The organism is Serinicoccus sediminis (assembly GCF_004153545.1).
In the GTDB taxonomy this organism is placed as follows: Bacteria; Actinomycetota; Actinomycetes; order Actinomycetales; family Dermatophilaceae; genus Ornithinicoccus; species Ornithinicoccus sediminis_A.
The window spans coordinates 36,989-54,906 of the sequence record NZ_SDVA01000014.1; the positions used below are offsets into that span (position 1 = coordinate 36,989).

Annotated in this window: 16 protein-coding genes; 10 read left to right on the plus strand and 6 right to left on the minus strand. The window is 71.7% G+C overall.

What is annotated here, in order from left to right:
* Positions 1-6 precede the first annotated feature (6 nt).
* The 4 genes from EUS26_RS13005 to EUS26_RS13020 all read right to left on the minus strand — a co-directional run bounded on the left by EUS26_RS13005 (position 7) and on the right by EUS26_RS13020 (position 5,618).
* Entirely contained in the window at positions 7-2,307 is a 2,301-nt protein-coding gene (locus EUS26_RS13005) for a beta-xylosidase/alpha-l-arabinosidase (RefSeq protein ID WP_130014257.1), read from the minus strand.
* 73 nt (positions 2,308-2,380) lie between these two features.
* A complete protein-coding gene (locus tag EUS26_RS13010; RefSeq protein ID WP_130014258.1) occupies positions 2,381-3,310 on the minus strand; it encodes a carbohydrate ABC transporter permease in 930 nt (309 codons plus the stop codon).
* A complete protein-coding gene (locus EUS26_RS13015; protein WP_130014259.1) occupies positions 3,307-4,290 on the minus strand; it encodes a carbohydrate ABC transporter permease in 984 nt (327 codons plus the stop codon). The genes EUS26_RS13010 and EUS26_RS13015 overlap by 4 nt, the downstream gene beginning before the upstream one ends.
* A 14-nt stretch (positions 4,291-4,304) precedes the next feature.
* The gene (locus EUS26_RS13020; RefSeq protein ID WP_130014260.1) at positions 4,305-5,618 is read right to left on the minus strand and encodes an extracellular solute-binding protein; all 1,314 of its coding nucleotides are present in this window, start codon (positions 5,616-5,618) and stop codon (positions 4,305-4,307) included.
* Between the two features lie 161 nt (positions 5,619-5,779).
* Between EUS26_RS13020 and xylA the strand changes: the two genes are divergently transcribed.
* Positions 5,780-6,988: a xylose isomerase gene (gene xylA / locus EUS26_RS13025; protein ID WP_130014261.1), complete on the plus strand. Its 1,209-nt coding sequence runs from the start codon at positions 5,780-5,782 to the stop codon at positions 6,986-6,988.
* 174 nt (positions 6,989-7,162) lie between these two features.
* A complete protein-coding gene (locus EUS26_RS13030) occupies positions 7,163-7,654 on the plus strand; it encodes a beta-class carbonic anhydrase (protein WP_130014262.1) in 492 nt (163 codons plus the stop codon).
* Between the two features lie 144 nt (positions 7,655-7,798).
* Here the strand turns inward: EUS26_RS13030 and EUS26_RS13035 are convergent, their stop codons facing one another.
* Positions 7,799-8,116: a fibronectin type III domain-containing protein gene (locus EUS26_RS13035; RefSeq protein WP_130014263.1), complete on the minus strand. Its 318-nt coding sequence runs from the start codon at positions 8,114-8,116 to the stop codon at positions 7,799-7,801.
* Here EUS26_RS13035 and EUS26_RS13040 point away from each other — a divergent pair.
* The 3 genes from EUS26_RS13040 to EUS26_RS17570 all read left to right on the plus strand — a co-directional run bounded on the left by EUS26_RS13040 (position 7,998) and on the right by EUS26_RS17570 (position 10,365).
* Entirely contained in the window at positions 7,998-8,390 is a 393-nt protein-coding gene (locus tag EUS26_RS13040; RefSeq protein ID WP_130014264.1) for a serine hydrolase, read from the plus strand. The genes EUS26_RS13035 and EUS26_RS13040 overlap by 119 nt on opposite strands.
* A gap of 89 nt (positions 8,391-8,479) precedes the next feature.
* Positions 8,480-9,703 (plus strand): penicillin-binding transpeptidase domain-containing protein, encoded by a 1,224-nt coding sequence (locus EUS26_RS17565; protein ID WP_165368613.1) that lies wholly within the window; start codon positions 8,480-8,482, stop codon positions 9,701-9,703.
* Between the two features lie 2 nt (positions 9,704-9,705).
* Positions 9,706-10,365 carry a penicillin-binding transpeptidase domain-containing protein gene (locus tag EUS26_RS17570; protein ID WP_130014266.1) on the plus strand — a complete coding sequence of 220 codons (660 nt, stop codon included), beginning with the start codon at positions 9,706-9,708 and terminating at the stop codon, positions 10,363-10,365.
* 755 nt (positions 10,366-11,120) lie between these two features.
* Here EUS26_RS17570 and EUS26_RS13055 read toward each other — a convergent pair.
* Positions 11,121-11,756 (minus strand): hypothetical protein, encoded by a 636-nt coding sequence (locus EUS26_RS13055; RefSeq protein ID WP_130014267.1) that lies wholly within the window; start codon positions 11,754-11,756, stop codon positions 11,121-11,123.
* Positions 11,757-12,172: 416 nt separating this feature from the next.
* Here EUS26_RS13055 and EUS26_RS13060 point away from each other — a divergent pair, with 416 nt between their 5' ends.
* The 5 genes from EUS26_RS13060 (at position 12,173) to EUS26_RS13080 (ending at position 17,894) form a co-directional block, all read left to right on the plus strand.
* Complete coding sequence (locus tag EUS26_RS13060; RefSeq protein ID WP_130014268.1) at positions 12,173-12,922, plus strand: AfsR/SARP family transcriptional regulator; 750 nt, start codon at positions 12,173-12,175, stop codon at positions 12,920-12,922.
* Positions 12,923-13,115: 193 nt separating this feature from the next.
* Positions 13,116-13,748 carry a helix-turn-helix transcriptional regulator gene (locus tag EUS26_RS13065; RefSeq protein WP_238148978.1) on the plus strand — a complete coding sequence of 211 codons (633 nt, stop codon included), beginning with the start codon at positions 13,116-13,118 and terminating at the stop codon, positions 13,746-13,748.
* 17 nt (positions 13,749-13,765) lie between these two features.
* A complete protein-coding gene (locus EUS26_RS13070) occupies positions 13,766-14,398 on the plus strand; it encodes a Pvc16 family protein (protein ID WP_130014269.1) in 633 nt (210 codons plus the stop codon).
* A complete protein-coding gene (locus EUS26_RS13075; protein ID WP_130014270.1) occupies positions 14,395-16,476 on the plus strand; it encodes an ATP-binding protein in 2,082 nt (693 codons plus the stop codon). Before EUS26_RS13070 ends, EUS26_RS13075 begins: the two co-directional genes overlap by 4 nt.
* Positions 16,473-17,894 (plus strand): hypothetical protein, encoded by a 1,422-nt coding sequence (locus EUS26_RS13080; protein WP_130014271.1) that lies wholly within the window; start codon positions 16,473-16,475, stop codon positions 17,892-17,894. Before EUS26_RS13075 ends, EUS26_RS13080 begins: the two co-directional genes overlap by 4 nt.
* The last annotated feature ends 24 nt before the right edge of the window (positions 17,895-17,918 follow it).

The following is a 17,918-nucleotide window of genomic DNA, read 5'->3' on the forward strand; positions in this document are numbered from 1 at the left end:
TGCGCCTCAGCCGCCGAGCGCGACGTCGACGGTGGTCCGGCGGGGGTCGCGCAGCTGCACCTCGTGGACCTCACCGGTGAGCGTGACGGTCTGCAGCAGCCGACGGTCCTCGACCGAGTCACCCACCCAGATCTCGACGTCCCCCGGCTCGACGACCCGGCGCCCGTCCCGGCCGGAGAACGACAGCCGGTGCGGCGGCACCTGCAGGGTCACGGCGCACGACTCCCCCGCCCCGAGCGAGACGCGGGCATACCCCACCAGCTGGGCCACCGGCCGGGTCACCGAGGCGACGAGGTCGCGGGCGTAGACCTGCACCACGTCGTCGCCGGCACGCGTCCCGGTGTTCCTCACCCGCACGCCCACCTCGAGACCCGCGGCGGTGGAGGCCGCACGCACCTCGAGCTCGTCGAGCTCGAAGGTCGTGTAGGACAGCCCGTGCCCGAACGGCAGCGCGGGCCGGCTGGACAGGTTGGTCACGTCGGTGTCCCCGCCGAGGGGCGGGTGCAGGTAGGTGTAGGGCTGGCTGCCGGCGGAACGGGGCATGCTCACGGGCAGGTGGCCCGAGGGGTTGACCCGCCCCGAGAGGACGCCGGCCAGCGCCTGACCGCCCTCCTCCCCCGGGAAGAAGGCCTGGACCACCGCCGCGCAGGAGCCGAGAGCCCAGTCGACGGCGTAGGGCCGCCCGGTGAGGAGCACCAGGACCACCGGTGTCCCGGTCGCCACCACCGCCTCGACGAGCTGCCGCTGCACCCCGGGCAGCTCGAGGTCGTCGCGGTCGCAGCCCTCGCCGGACGTGGCCCGCCCGAAGAGACCGGAGGAGTCGCCGACCACGACCACGGCGACGTCCGCCTCGCGCGCCGCGGCCACCGCGTCAGGCACGCCCGACAGGTCCTCGGAGTCGACGTCGCAGCCCCACGAGTAGGCGTGGCTCGCGTCCGGCCACTCCTGCAGCAGCGCCTCACGGACGGTGGGCGCCTCGATGCCAGGGTCGGTCTGCGGGTGCTGGGGGATGACGTGGTTGACGAAGGAGTAGCACCCGAAGAGCGCGGCCAGCCGGTCGGCGTTGGGACCGATGAGGGCCACGCGCCGCGGCTCCGGGAGCGGGAGCGTCCCGTCGTTGGCCAGCAGCACCACCGACTCCTGCGCCATCCTGGCCGCGAGCGCCCGGTGCTCTGGCCCGTCCAGCTCGATGTCCTCGGGCGGCCCGTCCTCGAACGTGGCACCCAGCAGGCCCAGCTCCTCCTTCTGCCGCAGCGCCCGGGCGCAGGCCCGGTCGACGAGGGCCTCGTCCACGGTGCCCGCCCGCACGGCGTCGGCCAGGGGCTTCAGGTAGGCGTCACCGGTCGGCAGCTCGATGTCGACCCCCGCCTGCAGCGCCTGACCCGCCGCCTCGCCGAGGTCACCGGCCACGTGGTGGAGCAGGTGCAGGAAGGCGACGCCGAAGTAGTCGGCCACCACGGTGCCGTCGAAGCCCCACCGGTCCCGCAGCACCCCCGTCAGCAGGTGCGGGTCGGAGGCCACCGGCACCCCGTCGACCTCGGCGTAGGAGTGCATCACCGAGCGCACGCCCCCCTCGACGACCGCCATCTCGAACGGCGCCAGGAGGACGTCCTCGAGCTCGCGGGGCCCGGCGTGCACGGGCGCGAAGTTGCGCCCGGCCTGCGAGGCGGAGTAGCCGACGAAGTGCTTCAGGGTCGCGTGGACACCCTCGGACTGCAGGCCCTCCACATACCCCGTCCCGACGGTGGCGACGAGGTAGGGGTCCTCGGAGATAGCCTCCTCGACCCGCCCCCAGCGCGGGTCACGCACGACGTCCAGGACGGGCGCCAGGCCCTGGTGCACCCCGAGCTGCCGCATGGTGCGCCCGACGAGGGCCGCCATGTCGTGCACGAGGTCCGGGTCCCAGGCGGCGCCCCACGCCAGCGGGGTGGGGAAGGTGGCGGCCTTCCACGCGGCCAGCCCGGTGAGGCACTCCTCGTGGACCAGGGCGGGTATGCCGTGCCACGTGGAGGTCACCAGCCAGCGCTGGAAGTCCCAGAGCCACCGGGCGCGCTCGACCGGCTCCACCGGCGTCGTGCCGTAGACGCGGGTGAGGTGCCCCAGGCCGCCCGCGGCCACGTCCTGCAGGCTCGTCGGCTCGGCGAAGGCGCCCTGCAGCGGGGCCACCGCGTCCCCGTCGCCCTTGTCCCAGAAGCCGACGATCTGCGCCAGCTTCTCCTCCAGGGACAGGGACGAGAGCAGCTCTGGGACGCTCGGTCGGAGGCGGTCGCCCGGTGCGGTGGCCTGGACGGTCGTGGTCTCGGTCATGGTGAGGTGCCTTCCTCGGTGAGGAGATGAGGTGCGGGACGCAGGCGCTGGGCCGCGTGCGGACAGTGGGTCGTCAGCCCTTGACGGCGCCCTGGAGGCCGCTCACGATGCGCCTCTGCATGGCCAGGAAGAAGATCAGCGCCGGGACCATCGCCAGGGTCGTGAACGCGAAGACGCCGGCGGTGTCCGAGGAGTACTGCGAGGAGAAGTCGGCCACGCCCAGCGGCAACGTCTTCATGTCGCCCTGCAGGAGCAGCAGGGGCAGCAGGTAGGCGTTCCACGACGCGACGAAGGCGAGCACCCCGACGGTGACCGCGCCCGGGGCGGACAGCGGCAGCAGCACCCGCCAGAAGAACTGCAGCCGTGAGGCGCCGTCGACGATGGCGGCCTCCTCCATCTCCCGCGGGATCGCCATGAGGAAGGGACGCAGGATGACGATGGTCATCGGCAGCGCGAACGCCGCCTGGGGAAGGGCGACGCCCCACCAGGTGTTGCCCAGGCTCAGGTCCCGGGTGACGAGGATGAACAGCGGGATGATCGCCACGGTGGCGGGGAAGAGCAGCCCCACGACGAAGACCATGAACAACGGCTCGCGCCAGCGGAACTGGTAGCGAGCCAGGGGGTAGGCCGCCATGAGCCCGGCGATGACGGTCACCGCGGTGGTGATGAAGGCGACCGCCACCGAGTTGAGGGCATACGTCCAGAACGAGCTCTCGGTCAGCACCCGCCGGTAGTTGTCCAGGACCCACGGGTCCGGCATCCCGGCCGGGTCGGAGGCCAGCTGCGCGTTCGTGCGGAAGCCGCCGAACACGGCATACAGGACCGGACCGAGGGTGAGCGCCACGACGACGAGGGCCGCGAGGTAGACGAGCACCCCGCCCTCGCTGCGGCCGCTGCCGTGGCGGGGGCGCCGGCCGTCCGCCGACCGGGGGCGCGGGTCGGGACCGGCCGAGCCGGCCCGGGGCGTCGCACCGGTCGCCGTGGTCGTGGTCGTGGTGCTCATCGGACCCCCCTGGGGACGTCGGCGTCGGCGGTGTCCCGCCGCAGGACGAAGCGTTGGTAGAGCACGGCCATCACGAGCGCGATGACGAAGAGGACGACCGAGGCGGCAGCGGCGATGCCGTAGTTCTGCCGCTTGGTGCCCTCGTTGACCAGGAAGGTCGCCATGGTCGTCGTCGCGTTGGCCGGGCCGCCACCGGTGAGGATCCAGACCATGTCGAACAGCTGCAGGGAGCCGATCATCGACAGGAACGCCCACATCCGGATGGTGGGTCCCAGCAGCGGGATGGTGACCCGCCACTGCGTCTGCCACCACGAGGCACCGTCGATCTGCGCGGCCTCGGCCAGCTCCTCCGGCACACCCTGCAGGCCGGCGAGGAAGAGCAGCACCGCCAAACCCACGTACTTCCACGTGAGGACGACGACGAGGGTGGGCAGCGCCAGCGAGGGCGTGCCGAGGAAGCCCTGAAAGGGGCCTTCCAGGCCGACGGTGCCGAGCATGGCCTCGATGACGCCGCGGCCGGGCTGGAGCAGCTGGAACCAGACGACGCCGGCGATGACCTCGGACAGCACGTAAGGCACGAAGATGATGGTGCGGAGCACACCCTGGCCGCGCATCCGCCTGTTGAGCAGCAGCGCGATGGCCAGCCCGAGGGGCAGCTGGATGAGGATGGAGGCCACGACGATGATGAGGTTGTGGCCCACCGCGCCGGTGAAGACGTCGTCGGACAGGACGGCGACGTAGTTCTGCAGGCCGACGAAGTCGACCAGCGGCCCGAACCCGTTCCACCGGAAGAGGGAGAACTGGACGGCACGCAGGATCGGCCAGACCACGAAGACCCCGAACAGGAGCAGGGCCGGGGCGGTGAACCCCGCGATCTCGGCAGCCATCCGCCAGTCGCGGCGCCGACCGCCCGCCGGCCGCGAGCCGCGGCCGGCGGGTGGGTCGGTGGCGCCCCGGGGCGGGGCAGAGGTGACGGTCATCGTCGCGAGCCCGCTCAGCCCTCGGCGTCAGCCGCGGACTGGGTCTGGCCGACGATGTCCTGGGGGGTCGCCTGGCCGGCGAACATCAGCGCGATGGCGTCGTTCATCGCCCCACCGACCGACTGGCCGAAGGCGGTGTCGAAGTACAGCTGGACGTAGGGGGCGCTGTCACGCACCTCGAGCAGCTGGGCCAGGGCCGGGTCGGAGACGGCGTCGGTGACGTTGGGGTTGGTGGGCAGGCCCATGTCGCGCTCGGCGAAGCCGCGCTGGACGTCGTCGGAGAGCATGTACTTCACGAACTCCACCGCCGCCGGGGGTGCGTCCGCGGACACGCCCCAGGCGTCGCCTCCGCCCAGCTGAGCCGCCGGGTCGCCCTGGCCACCCTCGACCTCCGGGAAGGGGAACCAGCCGAGCTTCTCGCCCAGCCCCTCCCCGTCCTCGGTCAGGCCGGCCATGACACCGGGCTCCCAGTGCCCCTGCATCTCCATCGCCACCTGCTCGGTCGCGAGCAGGCCGGAGGCGCTCGTCGGGCCCGACTGGGCCGGGGTGGACAGGAAGCCGCGGTTGAAGGGCTCGGCGGCGACCAGCTTCTCGACCTCCTCGCCGGCCCGGATGAAGCACTCGTCGGAGAAGTCCAGGGTCTGCACCGCGTCCGTGAGGACGTCCTCGGCACAGTGACGCAGGGCGAACTGGTACCAGTAGTGCGCTGCCGGCCACTTGTCGCCCGCGCCCACCGAGAGGGGCTCCATCCCGGCATCCTTGAGCTGGTCGATGGCCGTGTACATCTCCTCCCAGGTGCTCGGCGGCTCCGTGATGCCGGCCTGCTCGAACATCTCGGTGTTGTACCAGAACCCGACGACGCCCACCGAGAACGGCAGTCCGTAGACCCGGTCGTCGACGGTCCAGCCCTGCGTGGTCCCGCCGAGCAGCTCGATCTCCTCGGCGGCCTCGTCGGTCAGGTCCATGGTCAGGCCCGCCTCCACGTGGTCGGCGAGCTCGCCGCCGCCTCGCTCCATGTAGACGTCCGGGGCATCCCCGGCCTGGAAGGCTGCGTCGAGCTTGGTGAGCATGTCCTCGTGCTGCATGGCCTCCATCTGGACGGTCACGCCGGGGTTGGCCTCCTCGAAGTCGGCGGCGACCTGCTCGTAGTACTCCAGGCCCTCCCCCGTATTCGAGTTGTGCCACCAGCTGATGGTCGTGTCGCCCGCGGCGTCGCCGCCCGACGAGCCGCCCGCGTCGCCCCCCTCGTCACCGCCGCCACCGCAGGCGGCGAGCGTGAGGACGAGGCTTCCCGACGCGGCCAGCGTCAGTGCACGGATGGTGTTCATGTGTTGCTCCTCGGCGTTGAGTGAGATCCGTCGAGACGACAGTGCCAGTTTGTTGCGCCGTGTGTCAATCGTTATCGATAACGATTTCGTACCGACTGCAGCATGGTTGCACCGGGCGCCTCAGCAGGATAGTTTTGCCACACAACCAACAAGGAGGACGCATGTCGACGACGACCACGCCCACGTCATACTCCCAGGTCCAGTTCACCTTCGGTCTGTGGACCGTCGGCTGGGCGGCCCAGGACCCCTTCGGACGCGCCACCCGACCGGCGCTCGACCCCGTCGAGTCCGTGCACCGTCTCGCCGAGCTGGGCGCCTCCGGCGTGACCTTCCACGACGACGACCTCGTGCCGTTCGGCGCCGACGCGGCGGACCGCGACGCGGTCGTCGCCCGCTTCCGCGCCGCGCTGGAGGAGACCGGCATGACGGTCCCCATGGTGACGACCGACACCTTCAGCCACCCGGTCTTCAAGGACGGCGCCCTGACGAGCAACGACCGCGGGGTGCGGCGCCTGGCGCTGCGCAAGATCCTGCGCCAGGTCGAGCTGGGGGCAGAGCTGGGCGCCCGGACCTTCGTCATGTGGGGCGGCCGCGAGGGTATGGAGTACGACGGGGCCAAGGACCACCGCGCGGCCCTCGATCGCTTCGCCGAAGGTCTGGACACCGTGGCGGGCTACATCAAGGAGCGCGGCTACGGCATGCGCATCGCCCTGGAGCCCAAGCCCAACGAGCCCCGGGGCGACATCCTCCTGCCCACGGTGGGTCACGCCCTCGGCTTCATCTCCATGCTCGAGCACGGCGACATCGTGGGTCTCAACCCCGAGGTGGGGCACGAGCAGATGGCGGGGCTCAACTTCACGGCCGGCCTGGCCCAGGCGCTGTGGCAGGGCAAGCTGTTCCACCTCGACCTCAACGGCCAGCACGGACCCAAGTTCGACCAGGACCTCGTGTTCGGCCACGGCGACCTCCTCTCGGCGTTCTTCACCGTGGACCTGCTGGAGAACGGCTTCCCGAGCGGCGGTCCGCGCTACGAGGGCCCCCGCCACTTCGACTACAAGCCGTCCAGGACCGAGGACCTCGAGGGCGTCTGGGCGTCCGCCGCGGCCAACATGGAGTCCTACACCCTCCTGGCCGAGCGCGCCCGCGCCTTCCGCGCCGACCCCGAGGTGCAGGAGGCCATGCAGGCCTCCGGCATCGTCGAGCTGGCCACCCCCACGCTGGACGAGGGCGAGTCCGCGGCCTCCCTGCTGGAGGGCGGGGGCGACCTCGGCACGCAGATCGCGGAGGAGTCCGAGCGGCTCGCCGAGCGGGGCTACGGCCACGTCCGCCTCAACCAGCTCGCCCTGCGGCACGTGCTCGGGGCCGCCTGAGTCGTTTGGCTGCCGCCCCAGACCCGCGCCGCTGCGCGGGTCTGGGGCGGCGGCGCGACCAGCCGTCCGGCGTCCGGCCACGTCGTCCTCGTCCCGCGTCGAGTCATGCCTCTCGACGCCGCGGCTCCGCCGCGGGATGATGAGCGCAGCAACCGGTCAGGAGAGCAGGTAGCCATGTCGACCATCGATGAACTTCTCAGCCGGGCCGAGCGGTATGCCGCCGGTTTCGAGCACGGCGGTCTCCCCCTTCCCCCCTCCCTGGGCATCGCGGTCGTGGCGTGCATGGACGCCCGGCTCAACGTCTACGGGCTGCTCGGCCTCACCGAGGGGCAGGCGCACGTCATCCGGAACGCCGGTGGCGTGGTGACCGAGGGTGAGTTGCGCTCCCTGGCGATCAGCCAGCGCCTGCTCGGCACGACCGAGATCATGCTGATCCACCACACCGACTGCGGCATGCTCACCTTCACCGACGACGAGTTCCGCGACGCGATCGAGGCCGACACCGGGGTGCGACCGTCCTGGGCCTCGGAGGCGTTCGCGGACCTGGACCAGGACGTGCTGGCCGGCATGGCCCGGATCCGGGCCGAGCCGTCCATCCCGCACACCGAGACGGTCCGCGGGTTCGTCTACGACGTGTCGACCGGTGGTCTGCGCGAGGTGGTGTAGGACCACCGCCCGGCCCGTCGCCGGAGCGTCAGCGAGGTGCACCCGCGACGCCCAGCACCTCGCCTGACTACACCCGGGCCGCACAGGGCTCCTCCCGTGCCCGCGACAGGCGGGGACGGGAGGAGCCCCAGCGGAGCAGCCCTGTCAGCGGGCCTGCACCTGGTTGGAGCGCGCCGACTGCGGCCCGGCACCGATCGCGTTGATGGCCTGCACCGTGAACCGGTAGCTTCCCGCCGCGAGGGTCATCGACAGCGACCGCGTCGTGGCCGGCTGGACCGTCGACGTCGTGGTCGACAGCACCGACCCGTCAGCCGCGATCCGCAGGGCCCGGACCCGGTAGCCCGTGACCGGGGACCCGCCGTTGTTGGTCGGCGGCGTCCACGCCGCCGTCGCGGTGACCGCCCCGCCGACGGCGCCGGAGGTGGCCGTACCGCAGTGGGGGGCGTGGCTGCGGCGGGTGATGGCCCGCCAGGCGTTCCGTCACCGGCTCGCGTCGGGGTTCCCGCACGACGACGTCGAGGTCGCCAGCCGCACCGGCTCGTTGCTCGCGCTGAGGCACGAGGCCGGTGTCGTCAGCTTCCCGGGTGAGGAACCGGTCGCCGTCGCCGTGCTCATTCATGCCCTCAACCCGGCTCAGCACCTGCCTGACGTCGACAGGGTCATCGGGACCATCGGCAGGGTGGCTGTCACGCCGCTGCGGCGCGTCGGGCCGGTCGGCGATATCCGTAGCGACTGACCCAGCGGGGTGTCGGCACTTTGAGGTATGCCGTGTGCTGCTGCTTGTCTGGGGACATGACTTCCCTGAGGACTCCCTACAGGTTCGCGGTGGCGACATCTGTGGGCTTCGCCGTCCTGAGCGTGGTGGGCCTGGCGGCGTGCGACAGCGGCCCGGAAGGGTCGCCGTCACAGGTCGCCGAGACCGTCGCCGACGCCCTGGAGGCCGGCGACCTCGGCGGCCTGCCGGTGGTGGACGGGACACCCGAGACGTCGCAGCAGCAGCTCGAACAGGCCTGGGACGGGTTGGGCGAGGCGCCCCGGTCGGTCGAGGTCATCGAGGTCGAGCCGGCCGACGACGCCATGAGCAGCCGAGCACAGATGCGCCTGACCTTCGACCTGCCCGGAGACGGCGCCGATCTGGTCCGTGATGTGCCGGTGCGCATGCGGGTCTCGGAGAACGTCTGGTCCCTGGCCTGGGAGCACGCCCTGCTCGGGGTCCCCCTGGGGCAGCGGCTACAGGTGGAGCAGGTCCGCGAACCACGGGCCGACATCGTCGACCGGGACGGGGACCCGCTGGCCACCCGTCGTCCCGTCTGGAGGGTCGGGATCGACAAGACGCGCCTCGCCGGAGAGCAGGCCGCCGCGGCGTCCCGCGACCTCGCCGAGGCTGCCGGTCTGGACGAGGACGCCTACGCCGACCGCGTGACGTCGGCCGGCCCCGAGGCGTTCGTGGAGCTCATCACCTACCGGCAGGACGACCCCGACGGTCAGGAGCTGGCGGCGGCCACCGACGGAATACCCGGAGCGACGGCGATCGAGGACGAGCAGGTGCTGGGACCGACCCGGACCTTCGCGCAGCCGTTGCTCGGGACGGTGGGCCCGGTGACCGCCGAGATGCTCGAGCAGAACCCCGAGCGCTACGAGTCCGGTGACGTCGTCGGCCTCACCGGGCTGCAGGCCGCGTTCGACGACCAGCTGCGGGGCGAGCCGTCGACCCGCGTGGTGGCGGTGGACGAGGACACGGGTGCCTCGATCCTCGTGATGGAGCAGGAGGCCAAGGCGGGTCAGGAGCTGCGCCTCACCCTGAGCGGTCCTCTGCAGCGGGAGGCCCACGCGGCGCTCGCAGAGGTCGGGCCACCCTGTGCCCTCGTAGCGCTGGACCACTCGACTGGTGACCTGCTGGCCGTCGCGAACGGGCCAGGGTCGCAGGGTGCCTCCACGGCGCTCGCCGGACAGTACGCCCCCGGGTCGACCTTCAAGGTCGCCACCGCACTCGGGCTGCTGCGTCAGGGCTTCACCCCGGACTCCCAGGCACCTGCACCGAGGATCTAACGGTGGACGGCTACCGCTTCACGAATGTCCCCGGCTACCCTGCGTCCGCCCTCGGACCCATCACCCTGACGACCGCGCTGGCCAACTCGTGCAACACCGCCCTGATCGCCGACCGGGACGAGGTGCCGATGACTGCGGTCGCGGCAGCGGCAGCTGACCTCGGGCTGGGCGCGGTCTGGGACATGCCGGTCACCGCGTTCTCGGACTCCGTCCCGGACACGGTGGACAGCGACACCGAACACGCAGCCAGCCTCATCGGCCAGGGGCGGGTGCTCGTCTCCCCAGCCACCATGGCCGCGTTCGCCGGCACGGTCGCCCAAGGCGCGCCGGTGATCCCGCGCATTGTGGCGGAGCAACCGGTGCCCGCGCCGACGGGCACCATCCAGCCATCGGAAGCCCAGGCTCTTCAGGACATGATGCGAGCTGTCGTCACCGAGGGAGGTGCCAGCATCCTGGCCGACAACCCAGGGCCTCCCATCATCGCCAAGACCGGCACGGCGGAGTTCGGGACGCAGGACCCCCTGCAGACGCACGTCTGGATGATGGCCGTGCAAGGAGACCTGGCGGTGGCGGTGTTCGTCGAAGAGGGCGAGCTCGGCTCCACCACCGCAGGCCCGATCATGGACGCCTTCCTTACCCGAGCGCGCGACCTCTCCCCCTAGGTGTACTGACCGAGCACGTTGGTCACCCGGCTGAAGGGTTGTTGCCGCAGGCCGAGAGGCAGGTGGTGATTGCAGGTGAAGCCAGGCGGGTGGGGCTGCTCGACAGCGGGTCCTGATGCTGTAGTGCCAGCCTTCGGCCCACCTCTCGACCAGTGGGCTGCTGCACCGACGGCCGGGCATCAAACCCCCCAGTCACGTGGGCCAGGGGCACCCGCAGCGGCACTGTCGGACGGGCGTAGCCGTCCTCAGCGCAGCAGTTGCGCGTGTCACGATGCAGTCTCAGACTAGGCCGCCGTGGGGCATGGACGAGTGCGTGCATGACCGGCACGGATGACTGTTACCCGAATGGGCCCGCCGTGATGGGCGTGATGGCCTCCCCTCCTCCCGGCGGGGACTCGACTTTCCGGCAGCGCCGGCACTCGAGCACCTTTTCCTCGGTATGGGCCACGACGTTCCAGGCGTGGCCGAAAATCCAGCAGTACACCCTCTTCGTATTCATGCGCCATGGTAGGCAGGTGCCACGGTGAGGTTCCATGGTTCTGGGCGTGCCATCCCGATCCGACGACTTCGTGACGAGGAACTGGTTGTCGTGCGCACGAACTCGGCAGCCGCCGCCTAGGCAGGAGCAAGTCTTCCGACAGGCACTGCGTACAGTCGCGCGTGGCGGCAGACGAGTGTGGTGGCACCTGAGCGACGGCACTAGTTGTCCACATTAGCGCCGAGACCGGTGCCGCTGCGAACGACCGACGGCTTGGTCACGTGTCGGCGTTGTGTTGCTCTAGTTGCGGCCTGATGGTTTCCAGGTCGACTGGTGGAATGCGACGGTCTGCGTCGATATAGGTGCCGTCCAATGATTCTGTGAGAACGGCGACCGGATAGTACGTGTCTCGGTCCGTGGCCAAGAAAAGGAGCGCGTCCAGGTCCGGCGTGATCCGGGGGCCGCAGGGGTCGGTCCCGGGCCTGTCCTCAGTTGCCACGACGTCGACCCTGTCCTCGAGGGGCGAGTCCAACGGGTCGATGATGGCGATGCTCCATCCATGCGCTCCCGGTGGCGCACCCGGGGCCGTGCTCTGGACCTCCTTCAGCTCCGAGACTCCCTGGATCACAACGTCGGTATCGGCGAGGGCGGCCTCGACGGTTTCGTAGGTCGGGTAGTCCGCGGCACAGTCCCCGATCAACTCTGTGGGCTCGGCCGTGCCCGGGACGTTGGAGGCGGGGTTCTCGGGAGGTGCTTGACCGCAGGCAGCGAGAAGAACCATGGTTCCCGTAACGGCCAGGGCCACCCCCACGCTCGTGTGCCTCACATCGGCTCTCCGTTCCTCGGGGGCTGAGCTGGCGGTGGTCAGCAGCACAGTCTTCTGACTCAGGTCAGCAACGATGGGTTCCACCATTCGGGCCCTGCGCGCAGTCCGAAGGCCTCCAGCCGCTTCCAGCCCACAGCGGCAGGTCCGGATGTACCGCCGGGACTTGTCAGCGGCCATCCATGGCCTTGAGGTGACGACGCGTCATGACGAGCTGCGCCGTTCGGGCGACCGGCCCGGTGAGTCGGTCATCAGGCCGCGACACCCCACCCGGAGGTCCTCCTTGCGTCAACACCCTCGCTGTTGCCCCCCTCCTGGCCGGGTCCACAGACACACTGCGCCCGGGAGTCCGTACACGGCGCGAGCGCTAGGACGCAGCTCCACCCGAGAGGACGACCGGTGCGCCGTCCGGTGGGACGGTGGAACTGTGGCCGGTCAACCACTAGCATCATGAGTCCAGCGAACCACCGCCCGAGGGGACAGAGCCGGCAGGGTCTGGAGGTGCCATGGCAGAGACCCAACTCGGTCTACTCGGAGGTTTCACGCTGGAGGTTGACGGCGTGGCGGTGGACCCGCCGGTGGGCACGCAGCACCTGCTGGCGTGCCTGGCCTTGCGCGGACCCGCACCGCGCCCCCACATCGGTGCGCTGCTGTGGCCGGATCTGTCGGAATCCCGCTCTCTCGCCTGCCTCCGGACGGTGCTCTGGCGGGTGAACAAGACGCTTCCGGGCGTGGTCTCCACGACGAGGTCCGACCTAGCACTCTCACGACAGGTGCAGCTGGACATCACTGATGTGACTCGCCTTGCCTCCCGCTACGCCCATCCTCCCCCGAGCACCTCGGGCGAGCCCGATGTCGAGCGGATCCTGACCAGCAGGGCGAGGCTGTGCTCAGGCCCGCTCCTCCCTGGCTGGTACGAGGACTGGGTGGTCGAGGAACGCGACCGGCTCGAGCAGCTGCGGCTGCACGCCCTAGAGTCCTGCGCGGTCTGGCTGCTCAAGGCGGGTGAGACGGAGCTCGCGCTGGAGCTGGCCCTGGAGGCCGTGCGCACCGAGCCGCTGCGAGAGAGCGCCGCCGGAACCCTCATCTCCGTGCACATCGCCGAGGGCAACATGTGGGAGGCGTTCCGCGAGTTCGAGAGCTATCGGCACAAGGTGCTCGCAGAGCTCGGGCTGCCGCCCTCGGGTCGCGTCAGCGGCCTCCTGCCCCCGGAGTGGCGGGCCGTGTACGAGAGTCCCATCCATCCGACCAGGTGACCGGCGAGGCAGTCGCGCGGGCACGTTGGCCGGCGAGGCTGTCGACGTGGTCGGCCGGGCGACCGCGCAACGTCGAACAGCCGGCTCCGAGGCCGCTGCCGGCGACCTGTGACGTCGTGGTGACGCCCGTGCGGGACGCTGCCCGTAAGCCTTGACGTCCGGGGCGGCCCGGACCGCACGGAGGGAGGTCACGGTGGGCCAGGACATGATCACCCTGCGGATCGAGGCCAGTGATGCCCTGACCGAGATCGGCGCACGAGAGGTGCTCGGCCAGGTGCCGGACCTACAGGTGCTGACCGGCCCGCAGAACGGCATCCCCACAGACGTGGTCGTGGTGATCGTCGACACGGTGGACGAGGGTGCTCTAGAGCGGATCCGCCGCGCGCACGCCGTGGACCGGCGCCCCGTCGTGCTGATCGCCGGCGCCCTCGACCCCGACACGGTTCTCGGCGCCGTGGAGGCGGGAGCCCGGACCATCCTGCGCCGCCAGGACGCGTGTGCCGACACCGTCGCCGACGTGGTCCGCAGCGCGATGAGGGGCGAGGGGACCGTCCCCTGCGACGTGCTGGGACGGTTGCTAGACCAGGTCGGCCACCTGCAGGCCCAGGTGCTCGAGCCGATGGGCCTGCGCTTCAACGGGTTGAGCCGTCGCGAGACGGAGGTGCTGCGCCTGGTCGCCGAGGGCCTGGAGACCGCGGAGATCGCGCGGCGCCTCAACTACTCCCCGCGCACCATCAAGGGCGTGCTGCACGACGTGTCGGTGCGGCTCAACCTGCGCAACCGTGCCCACGCCGTTGCCTACGCCATGCGCGAGGGCCTCATCTAGAGGACGGAGGAGGCACCGTGATCCAGGACGTCGACGCCGCTCTTCGTTCCCTCCTGCTTCCGGGGGCCGAGGAGCACAGCGCGGAGGTCAGCTTCGAGGCACCCACCCGTGACTGGGGCGCCCGACGCTCGGGGCCGACCCTGGACGTCTACCTCTTCGACATCCGCGAGGACGTCGACCTGAGGTCGGTGGCCCGAGAACTAGTGCGTGCACCCGCCGCACAGGAGGGAGACGGTCCGGCCGACATGAGTGTCGGTCATCCGACACCCACCGACGGGGGGCAGCAGGTCGCGGGACGGAAAGTCCCACCCCGCTTCTTCCGGCTCTCCTACCTGGTGACCGCCTGGACCACGCGCCCCGAGGACGAGCACCGCATGCTGGCGGACGCACTGCGCACGCTGGTGGTGCTGGACGCCCTCCCCGCCTGGTCGCTGACGGACGGCCTCGCCGAGCAGCCCTACACCGTACGGCTCGAGGTCGCCCTGCCGGTCGCCGAGGACCGAACCGTCTCCGACCTGTGGACCGCCCTCGGTGGCGAGCTCAAGCCGTCCCTGGACCTGGTCGTCACGGCCCCCGTCGACGCCGCGCCCTCGACCTCCGTCGCGCCGCCGGCACGCCGTCGCGACCTGTCGACGATCCCGCACCGATGACCACCACGGCTCGGTCAGCACGGGGATCCACCGGCTCCCTCGCCCACCTGCTCGGCCGGGTCGCCCTGGTGGAGCTCGCGGTCCGGGAGGCCGTGGCGCGGCGCGGCATCTCCGACCCCGACCCGGTTGACCCGACCCGCGGCGTCTACCTCTCCGACGCCTACCTGGCCTGGCTGTTGGACCGCGACGTGCAGAGCCCTGCTGCCTCCAGCACCGAGGCGGATTCCCGCCGGCAACGGCTCGACGCCGACGCCGACGCCGCCGAGGCCGCGGGCGCGGACCTGCGGCTTCGCCGGTTGTGCCGCTCCTGCGGGCTGGACGCTCTGGAGGAGGAGCTGCTGGTCGTGGCGGCCGCCCCGATGCTGGACCGCCGTTTCGGCCAGTTCTACGGCTACCTCAACGACGACGTCACCCGTCGCTGGGCGACCGTGGCGCTGGCGGTGGAGCTGGCCGGTGGCGCCGGCCCGGGCGACCCCCGGCAGTGGCTCCGGCTGACGCCGGGCTCCCGGCTCAGGAGCACCGGACTGCTCGAGGTGGGAGACCCGGACGACCCGTTGCCCACGCAGTGCCTGCGGGTCCCCCAGCGCGTGATCGCCCACCTGCTGGGCGACGACTCGCCCGACCCGACGCTGGCGGCGCACCTCGATCCCTCCCCTCCGCTTCCGGTCGGCGACCCCGGCCTTCGGCACACCGTGCCCCGCAACCTCGTCCTGCTTCAGCAACCGGGTACCGACGCGGCCTCGGCCGCGGCGACGTGGTTGACCGGGCACGGGTCCCCGGCCCTGGTCCTGAGGCTGCCACGCGCGCCCTCGGGCGACCAGGGTGTTGAGCTGGTGGACCTGCTGCGCCGTGAGCGTCTGCTGACCGGCCGCCCGGTCGTGCTGGGGCCGGTCGAGGAGCTGCTGCGGCTAGACAGCGGTGCGGTCGCGGTGCGCAGGTTGCTCGGGGCCGCCGCTCCCCCCACGGTCCTGTGGGCCGAAGGTCCGGTGGACGCCACCGTCCTGCCCGCCGAGCTGGAGTTCCGCCAGCTGGCCGTTCCGCCGGCCGAGCACCGTCTGTCCGTCTGGCGGTCCTCGGGGCTGGGAGACCATGTGCCGGACGCCGATCTGCTGGCCCTGGCGGAGCAGTACCGGGTCGGCGCGGCCCGCATCCGCCGGGCGGTCGCGACCGCCGGGGCGACCCGCCCAGGACGGGTGCCCGACCGTCCCGCCCTGGAGGACGGACTCCGGGCGGGGGACGGGGCAGCGCTCCAGCAACTGGCGCGGCGGGTCAGGCCGGCGCGCAGCTGGGCCGACCTCGTCCTGCCACCGGCCACCGTGACCGAGCTGCACGAGCTTGTCGGGGCCGTCCGCCACCGGGACGAGCTTGCCGATGCGTGGGGGCTGGCCCGGGCCGGCACGGCCCGCGGTGTCACCGCCCTGTTCGCCGGGCCGTCCGGCACCGGCAAGACGCTGGCTGCCGAGGTCCTCACCCACGAGGTCGGCGGGGACCTGTACACGGTCGACCTGGCACGGGTCGTGGACAAGTACGTCGGGGAGACGGAGAAGAACCTCGACCGGGTACTTCGCGCCGCCGACGGCGTCACGGGCGTGCTCTTCTTCGACGAGGCCGACGCCCTCTTCGGTCGACGTGGCGAGGTGACCTCCGGACAGGACCGCTACGCCAACCTCGAGGTGTCCTACCTGTTGCAGCGCGTGGAGACGCTGGGCGCCGTGGTGCTGCTGTCCACCAACCTCCGGTCCCAGATCGACGAGGCGTTCATCCGACGGGTGGACGCGGTCGTGGAGTTCCCCCAGCCGGACCGGTCCGCGAGGGAGGCGATCTGGCGGCGCCATGTGCGGCTGCTGCCGCTCGATGACGACGTAGACCTGGACCGCTGCGCGGCGACGTTCGAGCTGGCGGGGGGAAACATCCGCAACGCGGTAGCGGCGGCCGCGTGCCTGGCGGCCGAGGAGGGGCGCCCCGTGCGGATGTCCGACCTGCTCCGCGGAGTGGAGCGCGAGTTCGCCAAGCTCGGTCGGTTGCGCACGTCCGCGGAGTTCGGCCGACCTCCGCGCACTACAGGGGGTGGCCGGTGAAGGTCTGCCCGCTCGGCCACGAGAACAACGACGACGCCGTGACCTGTCGCGTCTGCCTCCGGCGGCTGCCCAGCGGTCCCCTCAGGCTGAGTCTGGCCTGGAGCGGGGCCTCGCCGGTGGCCCTGCCCGCGGGGACCACCACCGTGGTGACCCTGGGCCTGACCCAGGCCGGCGGGGCGGCGATGCCGATGGCGACGACGGTGTCCGGCCCGGCGGCGGACTGGGCCTCGACCTCGTCAGTGACGACCGCTCCGGGACAGACTGTCCAGGTGGCCGTCGAGCTCGAGGTGCCCGCCCAGGCAGCTGACGGGTCGAGCGAACTGTTCGTGACGGTCCGTCCGCTCGACCAGGATCAGCCCTCGGCCGAGACGGTGCTGCCGGTCAGGGTGGAGGCCGCGGAGCAGCCTGCCCGCCGGGAGCATCCGCGCGAGACGGGACGGGGCCTGCCCCTGCCCGCCTGGATGCACCGGCGGGTCACCGGACCGCGCACCGACGGTCCCCAGGCCCCGGGACCGTCGGAGCAGACCCAGCCGGTGCCCCGGCCCCCGTGGTCGGACCGGTCGGCCCCAGAACCACCGGAGCAGACCCAGCTGATGCCCCGGCCCCGGCGACCGGGCCAGCCGCCCCCGGAACCACCGACCGGCCGACCCGCCCCCCAGCAGGACCGCGACCGGCTGGGCGGTGGCCGCCGCAGGGGTCGTCGGGACGTGGGCGTCGCGGCGGCCGTCGTGACTACCCTCCTAGTGGCCCTGGCCCTGGTCCTGTGGCAGGCCATCGGTCGCGAGCTCAGCCCCCGAGCGGCGCTCGAGCTGTCGGAGGAGGAGGCCCTCGAGCACCTCACCGAGGTGCTCGAAGGTGACCGCGCAGAGCTGGAGAGGTTCCGTTCCACCGCGGGCGCCGTGGCTCTGCAGCTCAGCGGCAAGTGCCCCCAGCTCACCAGGGTCGACCTCACCGGTCCTGGCGGGCTGGGGCGTCCGGACGGACATGAGGAGTCCTACGAGGACGGCGTGGGCTACGCAGGCATCCTCGCCTTCCACCTCGGTCTGGAGGAGGCGTGGGGCAGCGCCATCCTGGCCACCGCGACCAGTCGCGACGGACCTCCCTGCGCGGACGAGCTGCGGTGGCTCACCCTGCACGTGCCCGACGACGGCCCGCTCGGTTCGCTCGAGGAGGGGGTGTGCGAGTGCGCCCGCAGCGGCGTGCCCGGCGGCGAGTGCGGGGCCCGCGCCTCCGACGGCTCCACGGCCTTCTGGTCGGGCGATGACGTCCGGGCCTCCTGCGCCTCCCTGCTCGGCAGCCCGTCCGGCGCTCCCCCGCCCGACGGAACCGCGCCACGCCCATCCGTGCGGGCAGAGTCGTCTGCCCCCAGGGTCGCCCCTGCGCCCCTGTCACGCCGTGGGGGTGACACGTCAGGCTGATCAGCAAGAGTGCCCGCAGATCAC

Excerpts from the sequence above, each read along its gene's own strand:
- EUS26_RS13015 (WP_130014259.1), bottom strand. The coding sequence starts at position 4,290 with ATGACCGTCACCTCTGCCCCGCCCCGGGGCGCCACCGACCCACCCGCC.
- EUS26_RS13005 (WP_130014257.1), bottom strand. The coding sequence starts at position 2,307 with ATGACCGAGACCACGACCGTCCAGGCCACCGCACCGGGCGACCGCCTC.
- EUS26_RS13020 (WP_130014260.1), bottom strand. The coding sequence starts at position 5,618 with ATGAACACCATCCGTGCACTGACGCTGGCCGCGTCGGGAAGCCTCGTC.
- EUS26_RS13010 (WP_130014258.1), bottom strand. The coding sequence starts at position 3,310 with ATGAGCACCACGACCACGACCACGGCGACCGGTGCGACGCCCCGGGCC.
- EUS26_RS13055 (WP_130014267.1), bottom strand. The coding sequence starts at position 11,756 with ATGGTGGAACCCATCGTTGCTGACCTGAGTCAGAAGACTGTGCTGCTG.
- xylA (WP_130014261.1), top strand. The coding sequence starts at position 5,780 with ATGTCGACGACGACCACGCCCACGTCATACTCCCAGGTCCAGTTCACC.
- EUS26_RS13030 (WP_130014262.1), top strand. The coding sequence starts at position 7,163 with ATGTCGACCATCGATGAACTTCTCAGCCGGGCCGAGCGGTATGCCGCC.
- EUS26_RS13060 (WP_130014268.1), top strand. The coding sequence starts at position 12,173 with ATGGCAGAGACCCAACTCGGTCTACTCGGAGGTTTCACGCTGGAGGTT.
- EUS26_RS13075 (WP_130014270.1), top strand. The coding sequence starts at position 14,395 with ATGACCACCACGGCTCGGTCAGCACGGGGATCCACCGGCTCCCTCGCC.